The 17066-nt window shown below is 74.0% G+C and carries 19 protein-coding genes; 5 read left to right on the forward strand and 14 right to left on the reverse strand.

The window, feature by feature from the left end:
• Positions 1-69: 69 nt before the first annotated feature.
• Positions 70-321, reverse strand: a complete 252-nt coding sequence (locus ACFZ8E_RS12705; protein ID WP_147859053.1) for a DUF1674 domain-containing protein — start codon at positions 319-321, stop codon at positions 70-72.
• 78 nt (positions 322-399) lie between these two features.
• On the opposite strand from ACFZ8E_RS12705, the gene ACFZ8E_RS12710 reads away from it, so the two are divergent.
• The gene (locus ACFZ8E_RS12710) at positions 400-1830 is read left to right on the forward strand and encodes an RsmB/NOP family class I SAM-dependent RNA methyltransferase (RefSeq protein WP_405042897.1); all 1431 of its coding nucleotides are present in this window, start codon (positions 400-402) and stop codon (positions 1828-1830) included.
• A 139-nt stretch (positions 1831-1969) separates the two neighbouring features.
• Positions 1970-2431, forward strand: coding sequence for an aspartate 1-decarboxylase (panD, locus tag ACFZ8E_RS12715; protein WP_147729911.1), 462 nt, complete (start codon positions 1970-1972; stop codon positions 2429-2431).
• A 57-nt stretch (positions 2432-2488) separates the two neighbouring features.
• Here panD and ACFZ8E_RS12720 read toward each other — a convergent pair whose 3' ends face one another.
• From ACFZ8E_RS12720 to miaB, 7 genes are all read right to left on the reverse strand, one after another.
• Positions 2489-3061 (reverse strand): YgjV family protein, encoded by a 573-nt coding sequence (locus tag ACFZ8E_RS12720; protein WP_405042898.1) that lies wholly within the window; start codon positions 3059-3061, stop codon positions 2489-2491.
• A 173-nt stretch (positions 3062-3234) separates the two neighbouring features.
• Positions 3235-4428 carry an MFS transporter gene (locus ACFZ8E_RS12725; RefSeq protein WP_405042899.1) on the reverse strand — a complete coding sequence of 398 codons (1194 nt, stop codon included), beginning with the start codon at positions 4426-4428 and terminating at the stop codon, positions 3235-3237.
• On the reverse strand, positions 4425-6086 hold the full coding sequence (gene lnt / locus ACFZ8E_RS12730) for an apolipoprotein N-acyltransferase (protein ID WP_405042900.1): 1662 nt from the start codon (positions 6084-6086) through the stop codon (positions 4425-4427). The genes ACFZ8E_RS12725 and lnt overlap by 4 nt, the downstream gene beginning before the upstream one ends.
• Positions 6083-7255 (reverse strand): CBS domain-containing protein, encoded by a 1173-nt coding sequence (locus tag ACFZ8E_RS12735; RefSeq protein ID WP_405042901.1) that lies wholly within the window; start codon positions 7253-7255, stop codon positions 6083-6085. The genes lnt and ACFZ8E_RS12735 overlap by 4 nt, the downstream gene beginning before the upstream one ends.
• Before the next feature lie 36 nt (positions 7256-7291).
• A complete protein-coding gene (ybeY, locus tag ACFZ8E_RS12740) occupies positions 7292-7798 on the reverse strand; it encodes an rRNA maturation RNase YbeY (RefSeq protein ID WP_243950441.1) in 507 nt (168 codons plus the stop codon).
• Positions 7798-8880: a PhoH family protein gene (locus tag ACFZ8E_RS12745; protein WP_243937865.1), complete on the reverse strand. Its 1083-nt coding sequence runs from the start codon at positions 8878-8880 to the stop codon at positions 7798-7800. The genes ybeY and ACFZ8E_RS12745 overlap by 1 nt, the downstream gene beginning before the upstream one ends.
• 70 nt (positions 8881-8950) lie before the next feature.
• Positions 8951-10333, reverse strand: a complete 1383-nt coding sequence (gene miaB, locus ACFZ8E_RS12750) for a tRNA (N6-isopentenyl adenosine(37)-C2)-methylthiotransferase MiaB (protein ID WP_405042902.1) — start codon at positions 10331-10333, stop codon at positions 8951-8953.
• Positions 10334-10481: 148 nt separating this feature from the next.
• Between miaB and ACFZ8E_RS12755 the strand changes: the two genes are divergently transcribed.
• Together ACFZ8E_RS12755 and ACFZ8E_RS12760 are read left to right on the forward strand one after the other, a co-directional pair.
• The gene (locus tag ACFZ8E_RS12755; protein WP_405042903.1) at positions 10482-10742 is read left to right on the forward strand and encodes a type II toxin-antitoxin system RelE/ParE family toxin; all 261 of its coding nucleotides are present in this window, start codon (positions 10482-10484) and stop codon (positions 10740-10742) included.
• Positions 10739-11038 carry an addiction module antidote protein gene (locus ACFZ8E_RS12760; RefSeq protein ID WP_147844005.1) on the forward strand — a complete coding sequence of 100 codons (300 nt, stop codon included), beginning with the start codon at positions 10739-10741 and terminating at the stop codon, positions 11036-11038. Before ACFZ8E_RS12755 ends, ACFZ8E_RS12760 begins: the two co-directional genes overlap by 4 nt.
• A gap of 6 nt (positions 11039-11044) precedes the next feature.
• Here the strand turns inward: ACFZ8E_RS12760 and ACFZ8E_RS12765 are convergent, their stop codons facing one another.
• The 4 genes from ACFZ8E_RS12765 to ACFZ8E_RS12780 all read right to left on the reverse strand — a co-directional run bounded on the left by ACFZ8E_RS12765 (position 11045) and on the right by ACFZ8E_RS12780 (position 14013).
• A complete protein-coding gene (locus ACFZ8E_RS12765; RefSeq protein WP_243935718.1) occupies positions 11045-11920 on the reverse strand; it encodes a lysophospholipid acyltransferase family protein in 876 nt (291 codons plus the stop codon).
• 7 nt (positions 11921-11927) lie between these two features.
• A complete protein-coding gene (locus ACFZ8E_RS12770; RefSeq protein ID WP_147844003.1) occupies positions 11928-12449 on the reverse strand; it encodes a GNAT family N-acetyltransferase in 522 nt (173 codons plus the stop codon).
• Positions 12450-12567: 118 nt separating this feature from the next.
• Complete coding sequence (tsaB, locus tag ACFZ8E_RS12775; RefSeq protein ID WP_405042904.1) at positions 12568-13257, reverse strand: tRNA (adenosine(37)-N6)-threonylcarbamoyltransferase complex dimerization subunit type 1 TsaB; 690 nt, start codon at positions 13255-13257, stop codon at positions 12568-12570.
• 189 nt (positions 13258-13446) lie between these two features.
• Positions 13447-14013 (reverse strand): NifU family protein, encoded by a 567-nt coding sequence (locus tag ACFZ8E_RS12780; protein WP_147729514.1) that lies wholly within the window; start codon positions 14011-14013, stop codon positions 13447-13449.
• 284 nt (positions 14014-14297) lie between these two features.
• Here ACFZ8E_RS12780 and rplS point away from each other — a divergent pair, with 284 nt between their 5' ends.
• Positions 14298-14693: a 50S ribosomal protein L19 gene (rplS, locus tag ACFZ8E_RS12785; protein WP_405042905.1), complete on the forward strand. Its 396-nt coding sequence runs from the start codon at positions 14298-14300 to the stop codon at positions 14691-14693.
• A gap of 102 nt (positions 14694-14795) precedes the next feature.
• Here rplS and ACFZ8E_RS12790 read toward each other — a convergent pair whose 3' ends face one another.
• Together ACFZ8E_RS12790 and ACFZ8E_RS12795 are read right to left on the reverse strand one after the other, a co-directional pair.
• Positions 14796-15620 carry an FTR1 family protein gene (locus ACFZ8E_RS12790; protein ID WP_147859047.1) on the reverse strand — a complete coding sequence of 275 codons (825 nt, stop codon included), beginning with the start codon at positions 15618-15620 and terminating at the stop codon, positions 14796-14798.
• Positions 15621-15660: 40 nt separating this feature from the next.
• Positions 15661-17064 (reverse strand): 4Fe-4S binding protein, encoded by a 1404-nt coding sequence (locus ACFZ8E_RS12795; RefSeq protein ID WP_147844019.1) that lies wholly within the window; start codon positions 17062-17064, stop codon positions 15661-15663.
• Positions 17065-17066 lie beyond the last annotated feature (2 nt).

Consider the following 17066-nt stretch of genomic DNA (forward strand, 5'->3'; position numbering starts at 1 on the left):
CGTCTCGCCGTATGCTTCGCGAGCCCAACAGCGGGCCGGCACGGTCGTTCCGGCCGGCGAGGCGCGACGTCAGAAGTCGACGGCGAGCCCCTTCACCTCCCAGTCGTCGTAGCGGACCGGCTCCAGGCCGCCGCGCCCGAGGCGCTCGGGGGCGGCCGAGACCGCGGCGGCCCGCGCGTCGATCGCCCTGCGGCGCTCGGCCGCCTCCGCCAGGGCGCGCGCGGCCGCCGGGGTGAGGGGACGGGGGGCGGTCCCGCCGCCGTCCTCGACGTGTTCGGTCCGGGCTTCGTCGGTCCCGTCGCGGCTGGTTTCACCTTGCATCGGACTCGCTCAAGTGGGAGGGCATCGGGGTCCGGCGGCAGCATGCCGGCACGAAGGATCTTTCGGGAAGTGGCATCCATGGGCAGAGGGCGCAACGCGTCCGGGCCGGCGCGGGCGGCGGGCGCGACCAAGGGTCCGCGCCCGGGGCCGAAATCGCCGACGAAATCCGCACCGGAGGCGGTCGAGGCGGACGTCGCCGGCCTCGCCGCGCGCCGGGTGGCGCACGCCGTCGTCGCCGACCTGCTGGGCAAGAACCGCGCCCTCGCCCTGGAGGATGCGCTGGCCCAGGCGTCCCGCGTCGCGGGGCTCGACGCCGGCGATGCCGGTCTGGCGCGGGCCATCGCCACGGTCACCTTCCGCCGCCTCGGCTTCCTCCGGCGCGCGCTCGCCGCGCGGATGGAGCAGGGCCTGCCCGAGGACAAGCCGCGCCTCGTCGCGCTGCTCGCCACCGGCGCCGCCCAGATCCTCGACCTCGCCGTTCCCGACCATGCCGCGGTCGACCTCGCGGTGCGCCTGGCCAAGGCCGATCCGCAGGCGCGGCATCTCGCCGGCCTCGTCAACGCGGTGCTGCGCCGGGTCGTGCGCGAGCGCGAGGCGATCCTGGCCGAATGCGACGACTCGCTCGAGGCCAACATCCCGGATTGGCTGGCCGCGCGCTGGCGCGAGGCCTACGGGCCGGAGAAAGCCGCCGCCATCGCCCGCGCGCACCTGGCCGGCGCCGCGATCGACCTGACCCTGAAGGGCGAGGCCGGCGACTGGGCCGAGCGCCTCGGCGCGGCGGCGCTGCCCACCGGCTCGCTCCGGCTCGGCGACCTGCGGGTGCCGGTCTCCGAGCTTCCCGGCTTCGCCGATGGCGCGTGGTGGGTGCAGGATGCCGCCGCCGCGATCCCCGCGCGGCTCCTCGGCGCGCAGCCCGGCGAGCGCATCGCCGACCTCTGCGCCGCGCCGGGCGGCAAGACCGCGCAGCTCGCGAGCCGGGGCGCCGTGGTGACCGCGCTGGACCGTTCGGCCCCGCGCCTGGAGCGCTTGTCCGAAAACCTCGCTCGCCTCGGGCTGACCGCCGAGGTGGTCGTCGGCGACGCGCTCGCCTTCGAGCCCCCAAAGCCGTTCGACGCGGTGCTGCTCGACGCGCCGTGCTCGGCCACCGGCACGATCCGCCGCCATCCGGACGTCGCCTGGACCAAGACCGAATCCGACCTGATCCGACTGCACCTCCTCCAGGCGCGCCTGCTCGACAAGGCCGCGACCCTGGTGCGGCCGGGCGGGCGCCTCGTCTACTGCACCTGCTCGCTGGAGCAGGAGGAGGGCGAGCGCCAGATCGCCGCCTTCCTGAAGCGCAACGCCGCGTTCGAGCGGGTGCCGGTGCGGGCGGACGAGGTCGGCGGCCTCGACGGCGTGATCAACGCCGACGGCGACCTGCGCACGCTCCCGGCCGACCTCGAAGGCTCGGACATCCGGCGCGGCGGCCTCGACGGCTTCTTCGCGAGCCGGCTGCGGCACAAGGGGTAGCGCGGGGGGCAGGGGAGCGTCCCGACCGGCCGATTGCCACGCAGGCATGCGCCGCCGTAGGAAGCGCGACGCGACCGCCCCGTCTCGGAGGTGCGGCCGCGCATCGCCGGGCCGACGTCGCCCGGCTCGGGGGAGCATGATGCAGAGCTTCGTTCGGGCCAAGCTGCACGGCATCCGCGTGACGGGCGCCGACCTGAACTATCACGGCTCGATCACGCTCGATGCCGACCTCTGCCGCGAGGCGGGGCTCGACCCGCTCGAATTCGTCGAGATCTGGAACAAGATGTCGGGCGCGCGGATCAGCACCTACGTGCTGTACGGCCCCGCCGGCTCGCGCTGCTGCGTCCTGAACGGCGCCGCCGCCCGCACCTGCCAGGTCGGCGACGAGGTCATCATCGCCTCGGCGAGCTACGGCGGCGTCGACGACGTGATCGCCCACAAGCCGCGCGTGCTGATCTTCGGCGACGGCAACGCCGTGGTCGACCGGGTCGTCTACGACGTGTTCCGCGACGACGAGGGCCGGCTCGACATGCGCATCCTCGAAGCGGAGACGGGCGCCGAGGAGCCGCCGCGGGTGGCGACCCACATCCGCGTGGCGTGAGCGTCGCGCCCCCTCGGGACGGAGGGGGGAAGCGGCGGCGCCCGCCGCGGCGCGGCCTCAGGTGGCGGGGAGCGCCCGCGGCGCCGGGCGCCGCTGATGCCGGACCAGCGACAGGGCCAGCCCCGACAGGGTCAGCAGGTCGCAGGTGAGCCCGAAGACCGAGCCGACCAGGCCGTTGTGGACGGCCCAGCACAGGCTGGCGCCGAGGAAGAGGCGCCGCATGCCCTGCGGATCGCCCTGGAGGCGGGCAGCCGTCGCCAGGAGGGCGCCGAGCCCGGCGCAGGCCGACGGCCAGCCGGACCAGGTCGCGAGCGTCGTCCCGGCGGCGACCAGCGTCGTCGCGGCGAAGAGCGGTGCCACCCAGGCGGCACGGCCCGCGGGCCCGATCGCCTGCGCCGAGACGAGGTTCTGCAGCAGGGCGATGGCGCACATCGCCGTGCCGGTGAGCGCGCCGAGATGCAGGTAGTGCAGGCCGAAGGCGGCGGCGCATCCGGCCGAGGCGAGAAGCATCCGGCGCCGATGCGGCAGGATCCCGGCGGCGAAGCCGAGCAGCAGGCCGAGGGTTCCGAAGAGGTCGAGATGCGGCTTCGCCGCGGCCCATCCGCTCAAGGCCAACGTCATCAGGGTCATGGTCCGCGCCCGGTCGGCGCGGAAGCGCGCCGCACTGGCGGCAGGCGCTCGGTCGTCATGGTAACCGGTCGGTTAACGGCCATTTCGGGTGCCCGCCTCCGTCGCTGCGGCGCAACCGCAGATCACCGCGTGGGGCGGCGCGGGCGGGACCCTCCGACGGGGGCCGGAAGCCTCTACGCCGTGCCGGCGGCTCGGGCCGCCGCGCCGACCGCCCGGTCGCGCCCGGCGCCCATCCCGGCGACGCCCGCCGCCGCGATGATCGTCGCGAACAGGGCGGCCGGGAGGACCCAGCCGTCGGTGGCGTCGTGGGCGAGGCCGAAGCCGAGGGGGCCGAGCGAGGCGAAGACGTAGCCGATCCCCTGCGCCATCGCCGAGAGGGCGCCGGCCGAGGCGGCGTCGCGGGTGCGCAGGACGAGGAGGCTCAAGCCCAGCCCGAAGCAGCCGCCGATGCCGAGGCCGAGGAGCCCGGAGGCGGGGAACCGCAGGCTCTCCGGGCCGAAGGCGAGGACGAGGAAGCCGGTCAGCGTCGCGGCCAGCACCGCGACGATCCAGCCGCGCTGGTCGCGCACGCGCGCGGCCAGCATCGCCACGACGAGGGCGCCCGGCGCCTGATGCAGCGTCACCACCGAGGCGACGAGGCCGGCATCCAGCGCCGGGAGCCCGCGCCCCTGCAGGATCGCCGGCAGCCAGCCGAACAGCACGTAGGCGAGCGAGGATTGCAGGCCCATGAAGGCGGTGACCTGCCAGGCCAGCGGATCGCGCAGGAGCCGGCCCGGCGCGGCCGCCGACGACCGCGCCGGCACGGCCCGGCTCAACGGTGCCCAGGCGAGGGCGGCGACGACCGCCGGCAGCGCCCAGACCGCGAGCGCCAGCGGCCAGCCCCGGCCGATCGCCTGCTCCAGCGGCACCGCGAGGCCGGCGCCGGCGGCGGCCCCGAGGCAGAGCGTCATGGTGTAGAGCCCGGTCATCGCCCCGGCGCGGCCGGGGAAGTCGCGCTTGACCACGGCCGGCAGCAGCACGTTGGCGAGCCCGATGCCGAAGGCGGCGACCGCGGTGCCGGCGAACAGCGCCGCGACACCGCCGAGGCCGCGCAGGGCCAGGCCGGCCGCGACCACGACGATGCCGAGGAGCACGCCGCGGTCGGCGCCGAGCCGTCGCAGGATCAGCGGCGTCAGCGCGCAGGCGAGGCCGAGGCAGAGGACGGGGAGGGTGGTCAGCACCGCGGCCCCTGCCGCGGAGAGACCCGTCGCCGCGCGGATGGACGAGAGCAGCGGCCCGACGGTGCTCAGCGCCGGGCGCAGGTTGAACGCCACCGCCATCAGGCCGCAGGTCAGCAGGAGGGGCGGGATGCGCCGCGCCGCCCTCACGCGAGCCGCCGGGCCCGGAGGGCGCCCGCGAGGCAGGCGGCGAGCATCGCCGCGAAGGGCCAGTCGCCGGCCCGGCCGTAGAGGGTGCCGCCGAGGATGCGGACGGGCAGGTCGGCATCGAGCACCGCCTCCTGCTCGATCGGCAACTGCGCGACGACGCGCCCGTGCGCGTCGATCACCGCCGAGATCCCGGTGTTGGCGTCGCGCACCAGCGGCAGGCCCTCCTCGACGGCGCGCAGGCGGGCCTGCGCCAGGTGCTGGCGCGGGCCAGGCGTGTCGCCGAACCAGGCGTCGTTGGTCACGTTCAGGATCAGGCCGGGGGGCCGATCGGCGGCGGTGGCGCCGGCCGGCAGGATCGCGCCGGGGAAGATCGCCTCGTAGCAGATCGTCGCCGCCACCGGCGGCAGGCCCGGCACGTTGAGGATGCGCTGGCCGGCGAGCGTCCCGGCCGAGAAGCCGCCCGGCACGGCCACGAACTGGCGCAGGCCCACCGCCCGCAAGGCCGCGTCGAGGGGCGCGGGCAGGTACTCGCCGAACGGCACGAGGTGGACCTTGTCGTAGCTGTCGACGATGCGGCCGCCGGGCTCGATCGCCATGATCGCGTTGAAGTAGCGCAGGCGCTCGCCGGGCAGCGGCTCCTCGGCGCGGGCCGCGCCGGTGATCAGGTGCTGGCCGGGCTCCAGCCCAGCGCCGACCTGCGCCATCGCCGCGGGATCGCGCTGGATCAGGAACGGGAAGGCCGATTCCGGCCAGAGGATGTGCGTCGGCGCCGCCTCGCCGGCCTCCGGCGGGCGCCGGCTCAGCTCGACGTAGCGTTCGACGATGTCCTGCCGGTTCTCGGGGCGGAACTTCGCGTCCTGGGGCAGGTTCGGCTGCACCAGCCGCAGGCGCACCCCGGCGACGGTGGGGTCGGGATCGGGCCCGACCCGCTCCGCGCCGTGGAGCGCCATGGCGGCCAGCACGATCGCGGCGGCGGCCGTCGGGCCGAGGCGGCTGCGCGGATGCGAGCCGGTGGCGAGCGTCGCCGGCGCGGCGCAGACGAGGACGGCGAGCAGCGTCAGGCCGTAGAGCCCGACGAGGGAGGCCGACTGCATCAGCCAGAGGTTCTGGCCGAGCGCCATGCCGAGGGTGTTCCAGGGGAAGCCGGTGAAGACGTGCCCGCGCACCCACTCGGCGCCCGCCAGCCCGAAGGCGAGGCCGGCGATGCGGGCCGGGCCGCGGACCCAGAGCAGGCCGGCGACGGCGAAGCCCGCGGCGTAGAACAGCCCGAGCGCCAGCGGCAGGCCGACGACGCCGAGCGGCAGCGCCCACAGGAACTCGTCGGCCTCCACGAGGAAGGCCGAGCCGAGCCACCACAGCCCGGCGAACAGGTAGCCGAAGCCCCAGGCCCAGCCGACCAGCGCGCAGGGGCGGAGCCGGGCGGCGACCGTGCTGCGCGAGCCCGCCGCCCCGTCCACCAGCCAGACCGCGACGACGAGGGACACGGCCAGCGCGGGCAGGAGGCCGAAGGGCGGCATCGCCAGCGCGCCGACGCTGCCGGCGAGGAAGCTCAGGGCGAGCCAGCGCCAGCCGCGCAGCAGCATGACGCCGTTGGCCAGGCGCGCGGCCGCGCCGCCCGGCAGCGTGGCTGCTGGGGGCGCTTCGGGAGCCGGCGTCACGGTGCGGGCGTCTCGATCGCGTTGACGGCAGGGGACGCGGCGGGCGGGGGCAGGGCGAGCGGCACGGCGGAGGCCGCGATGCGGGCGGGCCCGCGCTGGAAGCGCAGGCGCTTGAGGCGGCGCGGGTCGGCGTCGAGCACCTCGAACTCGAGGTCGCCGGGGCCGGCGATGAGCTCGCCGCGCGAGGGCACGCGGCCGGCCAGCGTCACGATCATGCCGCCGATCGTGTCGATCTCCTCGGCCATCTCGCCCACCGCCGCGACGAGGTCGACGCCGGTGGCCTCGGAGACCTCGGCCAGCGGCGCACGGGCGTCGGCCACGAACACCTCGGCCTCGCCCTCGAGGCGCTGGACGAGGCGGCCCTCGACCACGTCGTGCTCGTCCTCGATGTCGCCGACCACCATCTCGATCAGGTCCTCGATCGAGATCAGCCCGTCGGTGCCGCCGTACTCGTCGATGACGAGCGCCATGTGGGTGCGGGTCGCCTGCATCCGCACCAGCAGGTCGATCGCCGGCATCGAGGGCGGCACGAACAGCACCGGCCGCTGGATGCGGGTGGAGGCGAGCGTCGCGGTGAGGTCGACGTTGCCGAGGTTGAGCGTGCGCAGGGCGCGGGCGGGCGCCCGGCGCACCCGCGGGGCGGGCTTCTGCGCGTCCTTCAGCGCATCCTTGGCCGCCTCGGCCTCGGCGGGGGCGGGCGTCGCGCCGTTGGCGGCGGCCGCGGCGCTGCGGCGCGGGGCGGCCTCGGCCCGCGCGGCGATGTGGTCCACGAAGTCGCGGATGTGGACCATGCCGCGTGGGTCGTCGAGCGTCTCGCCGTAGACCGGCAGGCGGGAATGGCCGGCGGTGCGGAACAGCTTCAGCAGGTCGCCGAGGCTGGTCTCGACGGAGACCGCGACGATGTCGGCCCGCGGGATCATCACGTCGTCGACGCGCACCTTGTGCAGCCCGAGGACGTTCTTGAGCATGGCGCGCTCGAGCGGCGAGAACGCGTTCTCGCCCGAATCGGGCTCGGCCAGGGCCTCTTCGATGTCGCCGCGCAGCGAATCGCGCGGTTTCAGGTGCAGCACCTGGAGGAGGCGGTCGTACCAGGGCTCGCGCGCACCCGATTCCGCCTCGTTGGAACTGAGCGCGGCCTGGGCCGCGCCGCGACTTCGATCGTGGGTCATGTCTCTCGTGTCTGGGATCGGTTGGGACGTCGTCGCTCAGCCGGCCGCGGAGTCCGCGTAAGGGTCGGGCACGCCGAGGGTCGCGAGCGCCGCGACCTCCAGGGCCTCCATGGCCTCCGCGTCCGCGTCGCCGGTCTCGTGGTCCTGACCGAGCAGGTGGAGGGTGCCATGAACCAGGAGATGCGCGAGGTGGTGGACGAGCGGCTTCGACTGCTCGGCACTTTCGCGCACCAACGTGTCGTACGCAAGAACGACGTCGCCGAGCGGCACCGCGACGCCGGCATGGGCGGGCTGCGGCGAGGACGGAAACGACAGCACGTTGGTGGGCCGGTCCTTGCCCCGCCAGGTCCAGTTGAGCGCCTGCACGGTGGCGTCGTCGGCGAGCAGGACGCTGACCTCGACCGGGCCGGCGGGCGGCTCGGGGGCCGCGGCGAGACCGGCCTCGACGGCGCGAATCACGAAGGCTTCGAGGTCGGGGACCGCGCCGCTCCAGCGTTCGTCCTCGATCGCCACCTCGACCACCATGTCGATCGCGTGCCCCATCACGCGAGCGGCCGCCGCCGCGGGTTCGGGTTGCGGTCGGCATCCGCCTCGCCGTGGGCCGCGCCCTCGTAGGCGGTGACGATGCGGCGCACGAGGTCGTGGCGGACCACGTCCTTGTCCCGGAAGGTGATGCGGCCGATGCCCTCGACGCCGTCGAGCACCCGCACCGCCTCGACCAGCCCCGACTTCTGCCCCGGCGGCAGGTCGACCTGGGAGGGATCGCCGGTGACGATCATCCGCGAGTTCTCGCCGAGCCGGGTCAGGAACATCTTCATCTGCATCGAGGTGGTGTTCTGCGCCTCGTCCAGCAGCACGATCGCGTTGGTAAGCGTGCGCCCGCGCATGAAGGCCAGCGGCGCGATCTCGATCACCCCGGTCTGCAGGCCGCGGTCGACGTGGCGCGCCTCCATGAAGTCGTAGAGCGCGTCGTAGATCGGGCGCAGGTACGGGTCGACCTTGTCGCGCATGTCGCCGGGGAGGAAGCCGAGGCGCTCGCCGGCCTCGACCGCCGGGCGCGAGAGGATCAGCCGCTCGGCGTGGCCCTGCTCCAGCAGCGAGACCGCGTGGCCGACGGCGAGCCAGGTCTTGCCGGTGCCGGCCGGACCCTCGGCGAAGACGAGCTCGTTGGCGCGCAGGGCCTTGATGTAGGCGTCCTGTGCCGCGTTCCGGGCGCGGACCGCGCCGCGCTTGCGCGTGGCGATCTGCTCGAAATGCGGCCGGTCCGGCTCGGCGGCGATGGCGGCCGCCGGGAACAGCTGGCCCTGGACGGTGGCCTCCTGGATCGCGCCGTCGACGTCGCCGAGCGTCAGGGCGCTGCCGCCGGTCCGCACGCGGGCGTAGAGCTTCTCGAACACCCGGCGGGCACGCTCGGTCGCGTCCGGCGAGCCCTTGAGCACGACGTGGTTGCCCAGCGCGGTGGCCGTCACCTCCAGCCGCCGCTCGATATGCGCGACGTTCTGGTCGTACTGGCCGAAGACGAGGCTCGCGAGGCGGTTGTCGTCGAAGGTCAGCGAGACCTCGACCGGCTCGTCGTGGCCGAAGCCCGGGCCGAGCGGCCGCGCGGCGGGCCCGCGCCCGCGCAAGGGGCCGCTGCGCCCGGCCGTTCCGTCGAATGACGCCACGAACACTCCCTTCATCGCCCGGCCCGCCGCCCTACGCGGCCGCCGCGGCCTCGATCGCCGCGCCGAACAGGCTGTTGGTCCCCGCCTCGACGATGCGCACGGGCACGACCTGCCCGATACGGGAGGTGGGGGCGTCGAACTGAACGGCGAGCAGGTGCGGCGTCTTGCCCACGACCTGGCCGGGCCTGCGGCCGGCCTTCTCGACCAGGACCTCGACCACCTGCCCCACCGCCGCGCGCTGGAACGCGTGGCGCTGCGCGTCGAGCAGCGCCTGCAGCGCGTGCAGGCGGCCGGTCATCACGTCCTCCGGGACCGCGTCGCTGCGCTCGGCGGCCGGCGTGCCGGGGCGCGGGCTGTACTTGAAGGAATAGGCGCTCTCGAACCCGATGTCGGAGACGAGCCGCATCGTGTCGGCGAACTCGGCGTCGGTCTCGCCGGGAAAGCCGACGATGAAGTCCGAGGACAGGGCGATGTCGGGGCGGGCCCTGCGGACGCGGTCGATGATCCGCCGGTAGGCGTCCCCGGTGTGGCGCCGGTTCATCGCGGACAGGATCCGGTCGGAGCCCGACTGCACCGGAAGGTGCAGGTAGGGCATCAGCGCCGGGATCTCGGCATGGGCCGCGATCAGGTCGTCGCCCATGTCGTTGGGGTGGCTCGTGGTGTAGCGGATCCGCGCGATGCCCGGCACGCGCGCCACCGCGCGGATCAGATCGGCCAGCGTCGCCGCGCCGCCGTCGGCCCCGAGCCCGTGATAGGCGTTCACGTTCTGGCCGACGAGGCCGATCTCGCGGACCCCGCCGGCGGCGAGCTTCTCCGCCTCCGCGACGACGGCGGCGACGGAACGCGAGACCTCGGCGCCGCGGGTGTAGGGCACCACGCAGAACGCGCAGAACTTGTCGCAGCCCTCCTGCACCGTGAGGAAGGCGGAGACGCCCGCGGTGCGGCGCGCCGGCAGGTGGTCGAACTTGTCCTCGACGGGGAATTCGGTGTCGACCACGCGCCTGGCATGCGAGCGGGCGAGCAGGTCCGGCAGCCGATGGTAGCTCTGCGGCCCGACGACCACGTCCACCACGGGCGCGCGGTGCAGGATCTCGGAGCCTTCCGCCTGCGCGACGCAGCCGGCGACGACGATGCGGGTGTCGCGGCCTTCGAGCTTCCGCGCGTCCTTGAGCACGCGCAGCCGGCCGAGCTCGGAATAGACCTTCTCGGCCGCCTTCTCGCGGATGTGGCAGGTGTTGAGCACCACCACGTCCGCCTCCTCGACGGCGTCGGTGGCGGAGAACCCCTGCTCGGCCAGGACGTCCGCCATGCGGGCGGCGTCGTAGGCGTTCATCTGGCAGCCGTAGGATTTGACGAAGGCTTTTTTCGACACCGCGTCGGGTCCCGGGTTCCTTGGGATACGGCGCGCGAACATCTCTGCGGCCGAGGCGGCACGCCTCTATCATAGATCCGGCCCGCCGTCGCGACCCGGTCCGAGCGCTTGCCAATTCGTATCCTATAGAATACGAACATTTAGGATTCCGGCCCGACGCACGGCTGATTTCGCTGCTTGGCTCGGCGCCTTGCGGGATCCGCGTGCCAAGGCGCGGATCGCGATCCGGATCGACCGTCTCGCTCTGGGCAATGCCGGCGACGTGAAGCCGGTCGGCTCCGGGGTGAGCGAGATGCGCATCGATTACGGACCTGGCTACCGACTGTACTTCATCCGTCGCGGCGAAGCCCTGATCGTTCTGCTCTGCGGCGGAGACAAGGGCAGCCAGCAACGGGATATCGTGCGGGCCAGGGCGCTGGCCGCAGATCTGAAGGATGGAGACGGCGGATGACCGAGACGCAGCCCTACGATTCGGCAGACTATCTCGAGACCGACGAGGCGCTGGCGGAATACCTCACCGCGGCCTTCGAGGAAGGAGACACGGCGCTCTTCCGCCACGCGCTCGGCGTCGCCGCCCGCGCCCGCGGCATGACGCGGATCGCCCGCACCTCCGGCCTGTCGCGCGAGAGCCTGTACAAGGCCCTCTCCGAGGAGGGCAATCCGAGCCTCGATACGACGGTGCGCGTGCTGAGGGCGATGAACCTGCGGCTGACGGCGACCGTGCCGCACGCGCCCGAACCGGCCTGACGGGATTCAGGCCGCCGCCGTGCCGTCCGTGAGGCCCGGCAGCGGCCGGGCGGGCGTGTGGCCCGGCACCCCCGCGTGGCCCTGCATCGCCCCCGGGCCCTTCATCGCGGCGCGGACGGCGGCCTCGGCCTGAGCCGTGACGGCCTTGCGGTCGGTGCCGGCCTCGAAGGCGATCGGCTGGCCCCAGACCACGTGGACGTCGATCGGCCCGCGCTCGAAGAACAGGGCGAGATGGGGGGCGAGGTCCATGTCGCCGTACCACGCGATCTCGGGGCGCTCGGCCCGGCCCACGGGCAGGCCGTTGCGGCGCGGATAGGTGATCGCCAGGGGCTGCAGGCGGATGCGGTCGAGGCCGCCGTCGGCCCCTCGTGCCTGGATCGCGGCCCGCGCCGCGCCGACGAGCGAGGAGCGGAACGGCAGCAGGCGGGTGCCGTCGCCGGTGGTGCCCTCGGCGAACAGCACCACGAGCTCGCCCCGCGCCAGCCGGTCGCCGATCGCGGCGTTGACGGTCGCGGTCGCGCCGCGCCGCGCCCGGTCGATGAACACCGTGCGCTGGAGGGCGGCGAGCGTGCCGATCACCGGCCAGCCGGCGATCTCGGACTTCGCCACGAAGGAGAGCGGCCGCAGCGAGCCGACGGCAATGATGTCGAGCCAGGAGACGTGGTTGGCGAGCACCAGCGCGGCCTCGCCGGGGCGGGGCGGGGTGCCGCTCTGCGTCACGCGCACCGAGAACAGGGCCAGGAACACCCGGTGGAACAGCGCCGGCGCGAGGCCCCATCCGCGGCGCTCGCCGAAGCGCAGGGCCAGCCAGTGCGGACCGGCGAGCAGCGCGAAGGCCAGCGCGCAGACGACCAGGCGCAGGGCCACCCCGACGCGCGTCACCGGGCGCTCACGTCAGGTCGGCGCGCATGGTGAGCGCGGTCGCGCGGCTGCCGTCGGCCTGCGCGTAGTAGCCGGTCCGCGTGCCCACCCGGGTGAACCCGTGCCGGGCGTAGAGCTTGAGCGCGGGCGCATTGCCCTCGTCGACCTCCAGGTGGACCTGCGCGACGCCGATCAGCGCCAGGTGCCCGAGATGCTCGCGCAGCAGCCGATGGCTCAGGCCGCCGCCGCGGGCGGAGGGCGCCAGCACGACGGTGAGGATCTCGGCCTCGTCGGCGACCTTGCGGGACAGGATGAAGCCCTGCATCGCGCCGGCCCGCCACAGGGCGTGCCCCTGCGTCGCGCGCTCACACAGCATCCGCTCGAACTCGTGCGCGTCCCAGGGCCGCGCGAAGGCTGTGGCGTGGAGCCGGGCGAGCGTGCGCGCCTGGTCGGCCTCGCGCAAGGGGGCGACGTAGGGCTCGGGGCCCCAGGCCTCCCACCAGGCGAGCCACCATTCCAGCGGCCAGAAGGGCGAGACCGGGCGGCTCATGCCTGTGGCCCTCGATGCCGCCGCATCGCGGGCGATCCGCCGCATCGGCGGCGGCGCGCCTTCACGCTTGCCGGCGGCCGATGACCGCCGGAACGGTCCGAGCGATGAGGCTTGCGTGTCATCGGCGGGCGATCCGCGCGTGGTCCTGCGGCTGGGCGTCGGCCCCGCGCAGGTACATCGGCCGGGGCAGGGCCTGGGCCGGGTCGGCGACCAGGCCAAGCGAGGCGACCCAGGCGATGTCGGGCCCGCCGGCGCCCGCGACGTCGACCGCGACCCCGCGGGCCCGGAGCACGGCCGCCAGGAGGGCGGCACCGGAACCGACGAGGGTGACGGGGCCGGCCCCAAGCCGGTCGGCGGCTTCCTCGAGGCGCAGGTGCGTCGGCGGCACGACGATGCCGTCGCCCGCGCTCATCGCCTGGAGGTAGACCGCGCCGTGGCGGGCATCGATCGCGGCGGCGACCAGGCCGTCGCCGTTCAGCGCCAGCTGCGGCGCCAGCAGCGCCGAGAGGGTGGTGACCCCGACCACGGGAATGCCGGCGGCGAGGCCGACGGCGCGGGCCGCCGACAGGCCGACGCGCAGGCCGGTGTAGCTGCCGGGGCCGACGGTGACGGCGACGCGGGACAGGCCCTCGAACCCGGCCTCGAACCGGGCCATCACCCGCTCGACCAGCGGCAGCAGCGCCTCGGCGTGGCCGCGGGCGAGCGTCATGGATTCCTGCGCGAGCAGATCGACGGACCCGTCGGCCGCCTCGGTCGCGACGCAGGCCGAGCAGAGCTCGAGTGCCGTGTCGATGGCCAGGATATGCACGCCCACTCCCGTTCGCCGGGGCTTCGCTCCCGTCCGCCCTCTGAAGGAAGCCGCGAGCCTAAGCCAAAACGGCCGCGCCCGTCAGTGCGGGGCGGCCGTCGGCGCGCGGTTCGGGAGAAGGTGTTGCAAAGGCGCTTCGGGTGCCGGCTGGGCGCGCACCCGAAGCGCCGCGATTTCGAAGCGCCGGTCTCAGACCGCCTGGACTTCCCGGATCTCGGGCAGGAAGTGCTTGAACAGGTTCTGCACGCCGTGCCGGAGCGTCGCGGTCGAGGACGGGCAGCCGGAGCAGGCGCCCTTCATCTCCAGGTAGACGACGCCTTCCTTGTAGCCGCGGAAGGTGATGTCGCCGCCGTCGCCCGCCACGGCCGGGCGCACGCGGGTCTCGAGCAGGTCCTTGATCGTCACCACGGTGTCGTGGTCGGCGGCGTCGTAGAATTCCTCGGCGTCGTCGTCGGCCTGCGCGGAGCCTTCCGCCATCACCGGCGCGCCGGACTGGAAGTGCTCCATGATCGCGCCCAGAAGGGCCGGCTTGACCTGCGGCCACTCGTCGACGCCGTCGGCCTTGGTCACCGAGATGAAGTCGTGGCCGAAATACACGCCGGCGACGCCGGGCACGTCGAACAGGCGCTGCGCCAGGGGCGAGCGGGCGGCGCCGTCCGCGTCCTTGGCCTCGAAGGTGCCCTCCTGCAGCACCACCCGGCCGGGCAGGAACTTCAGGGTGGCGGGGTTCGGGGTCGCTTCGGTCTGGATGAACATGTCTGACAGGATCCTCGTCCGCTGCGCCGGTTCAAGGCCGGCCGGGAACGGCGCGTCTCGCGCCATCCTCCATGTGGACCGCGGACCGGATTTTCTCAACCGGCGCGGGCAATCGACGGGCCCCGCCGGCAATGGGCAATCGCCGCCGGCAATCGACGGGCGCGGCCGGCAATCGACAAGCGCGTGGGCTTGGTGTATCGCGGCGCCAACTCAAAACAGGATGCCGAAATCCTGACGCCCGCAAGCCCATCCGGGGCAGCGCGGCGCGACGGCCGGAGCTATTCATGAACATCATCCAGCAGCTCGAGCAGGAAGAAGTCGCTCGACTGAACAAGACCATCCCCGACTTCCAGCCCGGCGACACGGTGGTCGTGAACGTCAAGGTCAAGGAAGGCGAGCGCACCCGCGTCCAGGCCTACGAGGGCGTGGTGATCGCGCGCTCCGGCGGCGGCCTCAACGAGAGCTTCACCGTCCGCAAGATCTCCTACGGCGAGGGCGTCGAGCGCCTGTTCCCGGTCCACGGCCCGCTGATCGATTCGATCAAGGTGGTGCGCCGCGGCAAGGTGCGCCGGGCCAAGCTGTACTACCTGCGCGATCGCCGCGGTAAGTCCGCCCGCATCGCCGAGCGCACCGACAAGAACAAGGGCAAGGCGAAGGCCGCGCCGGCCGCCGCCGAGTAGTCCGCGCCTCCCCGTACGGGGAGCGGACGCGACGAGAAAAGCCCGCCGCGATCCGATCGCGGCGGGCTTTTCGTTGCCGCTGTTGCGTGCCGGCCGAGGCGCTCAGGCGGTGCGCAGGGCCCGGCGCTTGCTCGAGGCGGTCACCTGCATCAGCCCGACCATCACCAGGATCGTGCCGACGTAGACGATGCCCTGGAGCGCGGTCGGGCGGTCGGTGTAGCCGACGAGCGCGTGCAGCACGCGGCCCGGCCAGCCGTTCTCCGGGATCAGGCCGGACGAGTTCCACAGGATCTGGTCGAGCCCGGTGACGATGCCGGCGTTCGACAGGAACTGCGCCGCCTGCGCCGCGAGGCCGGCGGCGAGGAAGATGATCAGCGCGCTCGTCACCGAGAACACGTAGCGGCTCGGGATCGCGGCGAGGCCGAAATAGCTGATGCCCGAGAGCAGGGCGCCCGCGCCGACGCCGGCGAGCGCCCCGGCCTGCAGGTCGGCCCCCGACGCCCCCGAGGCGACGAGGCCGTAGAGGAACAGCACCAGCTCCGCGCCCTCGCGCAGGATCGCCGCGCCGACGACCAGCGCCAGCGCCGCCGCGGTGCGCTGCCCGGAGCGGACGGCCTCGCCCGCCGCCCGCAGCTCGCCCGCGAGCTCGCGCCCGTGGGCCGCCATCCAGGTGTTGTGCCAGACCAGCATCAGCACGGCGACGATGAGCACGGCGGCGTTGAGCAGGTCCTGCCCCGCGCCCTCGAACGCGTCCGAGATCTTCTCGGCGAACAGCGCGACGAGGGCGGCGCCGGCCAGGCCCCCGACGATGCCGAGCGCGACCCAGCGGCCGCGCCCGGGAATGCCGCGAGTGGCCGCCAGCACGATCGAGATGATGAGGCCCGCCTCGATGACCTCGCGGAAGGCGATGACGAAGGCTCCGATCATGCGGATATCCCGGCTTTCGCGTTGATGGGGCGCTCGCGCGCTACCAGATCCAGAACAGAAGCGCCCAGTTCGCCACCGCGAGGCCCGCGGCGGCACCGATGCACAGGGTGGTGGCGACCCGGCGCGGGCCGCCGGCCGACAGGCCGGCGATCCGCCAGGCCAGCCAGAGGCTCCACAGGCTGGCCCCGCCGAGGAGGCCGGCGCGGACCTCGTCGACGTAGGGCAGGACGAAGCCCTCGCCGCGCAGGAAGGTGACCGTGAGCGCCGAGAGGCCGAGGAAGACGCCGCAGCCGGCGATCGGGATCAGCGCCTGCGTCAGGTGGTGGAAGCGGGCGGTGGACCACGGCCCGCCCGCGCGGGTCGCGAGCGCGACCAGGCCGGTCAGCGCGAGCCCGATGCCGAGGCAGGCGGCGGCGATGTAGGCGAGCAGCATCGCGCCGTCGAGGAGGGTGAGCACGTCGTTGTGCTCGGGGTAGTTCGTCAGCACGAACCACGGCGCCGAGGTCTCCAGCGGCCAGGTGACGCCGCGCTCGATCAGCCAGGTGGCGAGCCACTGCTTGCCGTCGATGTACCAGGGGCTCGACGACCACTGGAACGCGCCGACGGCGAGGCCCATCATGCCGAACAGGATCAGCACGGTCTGGTCGAGGGAGGGCTCGTCGCCGGCCACGTGCACGATCTCGTGGTTGGGCGAACGGCGGGCCAGCCGCACGGCGCCGCGATAGCCGCTGCAGCGCCCGCACATGTGGCAGGCGCCCGAGCCGCGCATGGTCTTCACCGCCACGAGGGGCGCGCAGTTGAAGCCTTGCCCCGGCTTCGGCTTCGGCGAGGCGCTCCAGGCGGCGCCGTCGACCTGGAAGCTCACCGGCGCGAGCTTGGAGAGCACCGCGAACACGCCGTTGACCGGGCAGAGGTAGCGGCACCACACCCGCTTGTTGCGCCCGTACACGGCGCCGACGAGGATCGCCGCCACGGTCGAGCCGCCGAGCACGGCGAGCACCGGCTTCGGGTAGCCGTAGACGCTGACCATCTGGCCGTAGACCGTGGTGCCGGCGAACGCCAGGAACGGCCACCCGCCCCAGGTGATCCAGCGCGGCACGGCGCGGCCGAGGCTCCACCGGCTGGCGAACTCGGTGAGCGTGCCTTCGGGGCACAGCACCCCGCACCAGGCGCGCCCGGCGATGACCATGCTGAGCAGCACGAACGGCCACCAGATGCCCCAGAACGCGAATTGCGCCGCCAGCGTCAGGTTCGACCAGAGATGGGCGCCGCGGTCGGGCAGCGGCAGGAAGGCGGGCACGGCCACGAGCACGACGTAGATGCCGACCACCGCCCACTGGATGGTGCGCAGCACGCCGCCGTGCCGGCGGAGCCAGTCGCCGAAGTCGGCGAGGCGTCCGTCGATCCAGGCCTCCCGGCCGGGGCTGAGGGTCGCGCCGGCCACCG

The sequence above is a fragment of the Methylobacterium sp. HMF5984 genome (genome assembly GCF_045033435.1).
Taxonomy (GTDB): Bacteria; Pseudomonadota; Alphaproteobacteria; order Rhizobiales; family Beijerinckiaceae; genus Methylobacterium.

Excerpts from the sequence above, each read along its gene's own strand:
- rplS (WP_405042905.1), top strand. The coding sequence starts at position 14,298 with ATGAACATCATCCAGCAGCTCGAGCAGGAAGAAGTCGCTCGACTGAAC.
- ybeY (WP_243950441.1), bottom strand. The coding sequence starts at position 7,798 with ATGGGGCACGCGATCGACATGGTGGTCGAGGTGGCGATCGAGGACGAA.
- ACFZ8E_RS12720 (WP_405042898.1), bottom strand. The coding sequence starts at position 3,061 with ATGACCCTGATGACGTTGGCCTTGAGCGGATGGGCCGCGGCGAAGCCG.
- ACFZ8E_RS12760 (WP_147844005.1), top strand. The coding sequence starts at position 10,739 with ATGACCGAGACGCAGCCCTACGATTCGGCAGACTATCTCGAGACCGAC.
- panD (WP_147729911.1), top strand. The coding sequence starts at position 1,970 with ATGCAGAGCTTCGTTCGGGCCAAGCTGCACGGCATCCGCGTGACGGGC.
- ACFZ8E_RS12770 (WP_147844003.1), bottom strand. The coding sequence starts at position 12,449 with ATGAGCCGCCCGGTCTCGCCCTTCTGGCCGCTGGAATGGTGGCTCGCC.
- ACFZ8E_RS12735 (WP_405042901.1), bottom strand. The coding sequence starts at position 7,255 with ATGACCCACGATCGAAGTCGCGGCGCGGCCCAGGCCGCGCTCAGTTCC.
- ACFZ8E_RS12790 (WP_147859047.1), bottom strand. The coding sequence starts at position 15,620 with ATGATCGGAGCCTTCGTCATCGCCTTCCGCGAGGTCATCGAGGCGGGC.
- ACFZ8E_RS12705 (WP_147859053.1), bottom strand. The coding sequence starts at position 321 with ATGCAAGGTGAAACCAGCCGCGACGGGACCGACGAAGCCCGGACCGAA.
- miaB (WP_405042902.1), bottom strand. The coding sequence starts at position 10,333 with ATGTTCGCGCGCCGTATCCCAAGGAACCCGGGACCCGACGCGGTGTCG.
- ACFZ8E_RS12780 (WP_147729514.1), bottom strand. The coding sequence starts at position 14,013 with ATGTTCATCCAGACCGAAGCGACCCCGAACCCCGCCACCCTGAAGTTC.
- ACFZ8E_RS12710 (WP_405042897.1), top strand. The coding sequence starts at position 400 with ATGGGCAGAGGGCGCAACGCGTCCGGGCCGGCGCGGGCGGCGGGCGCG.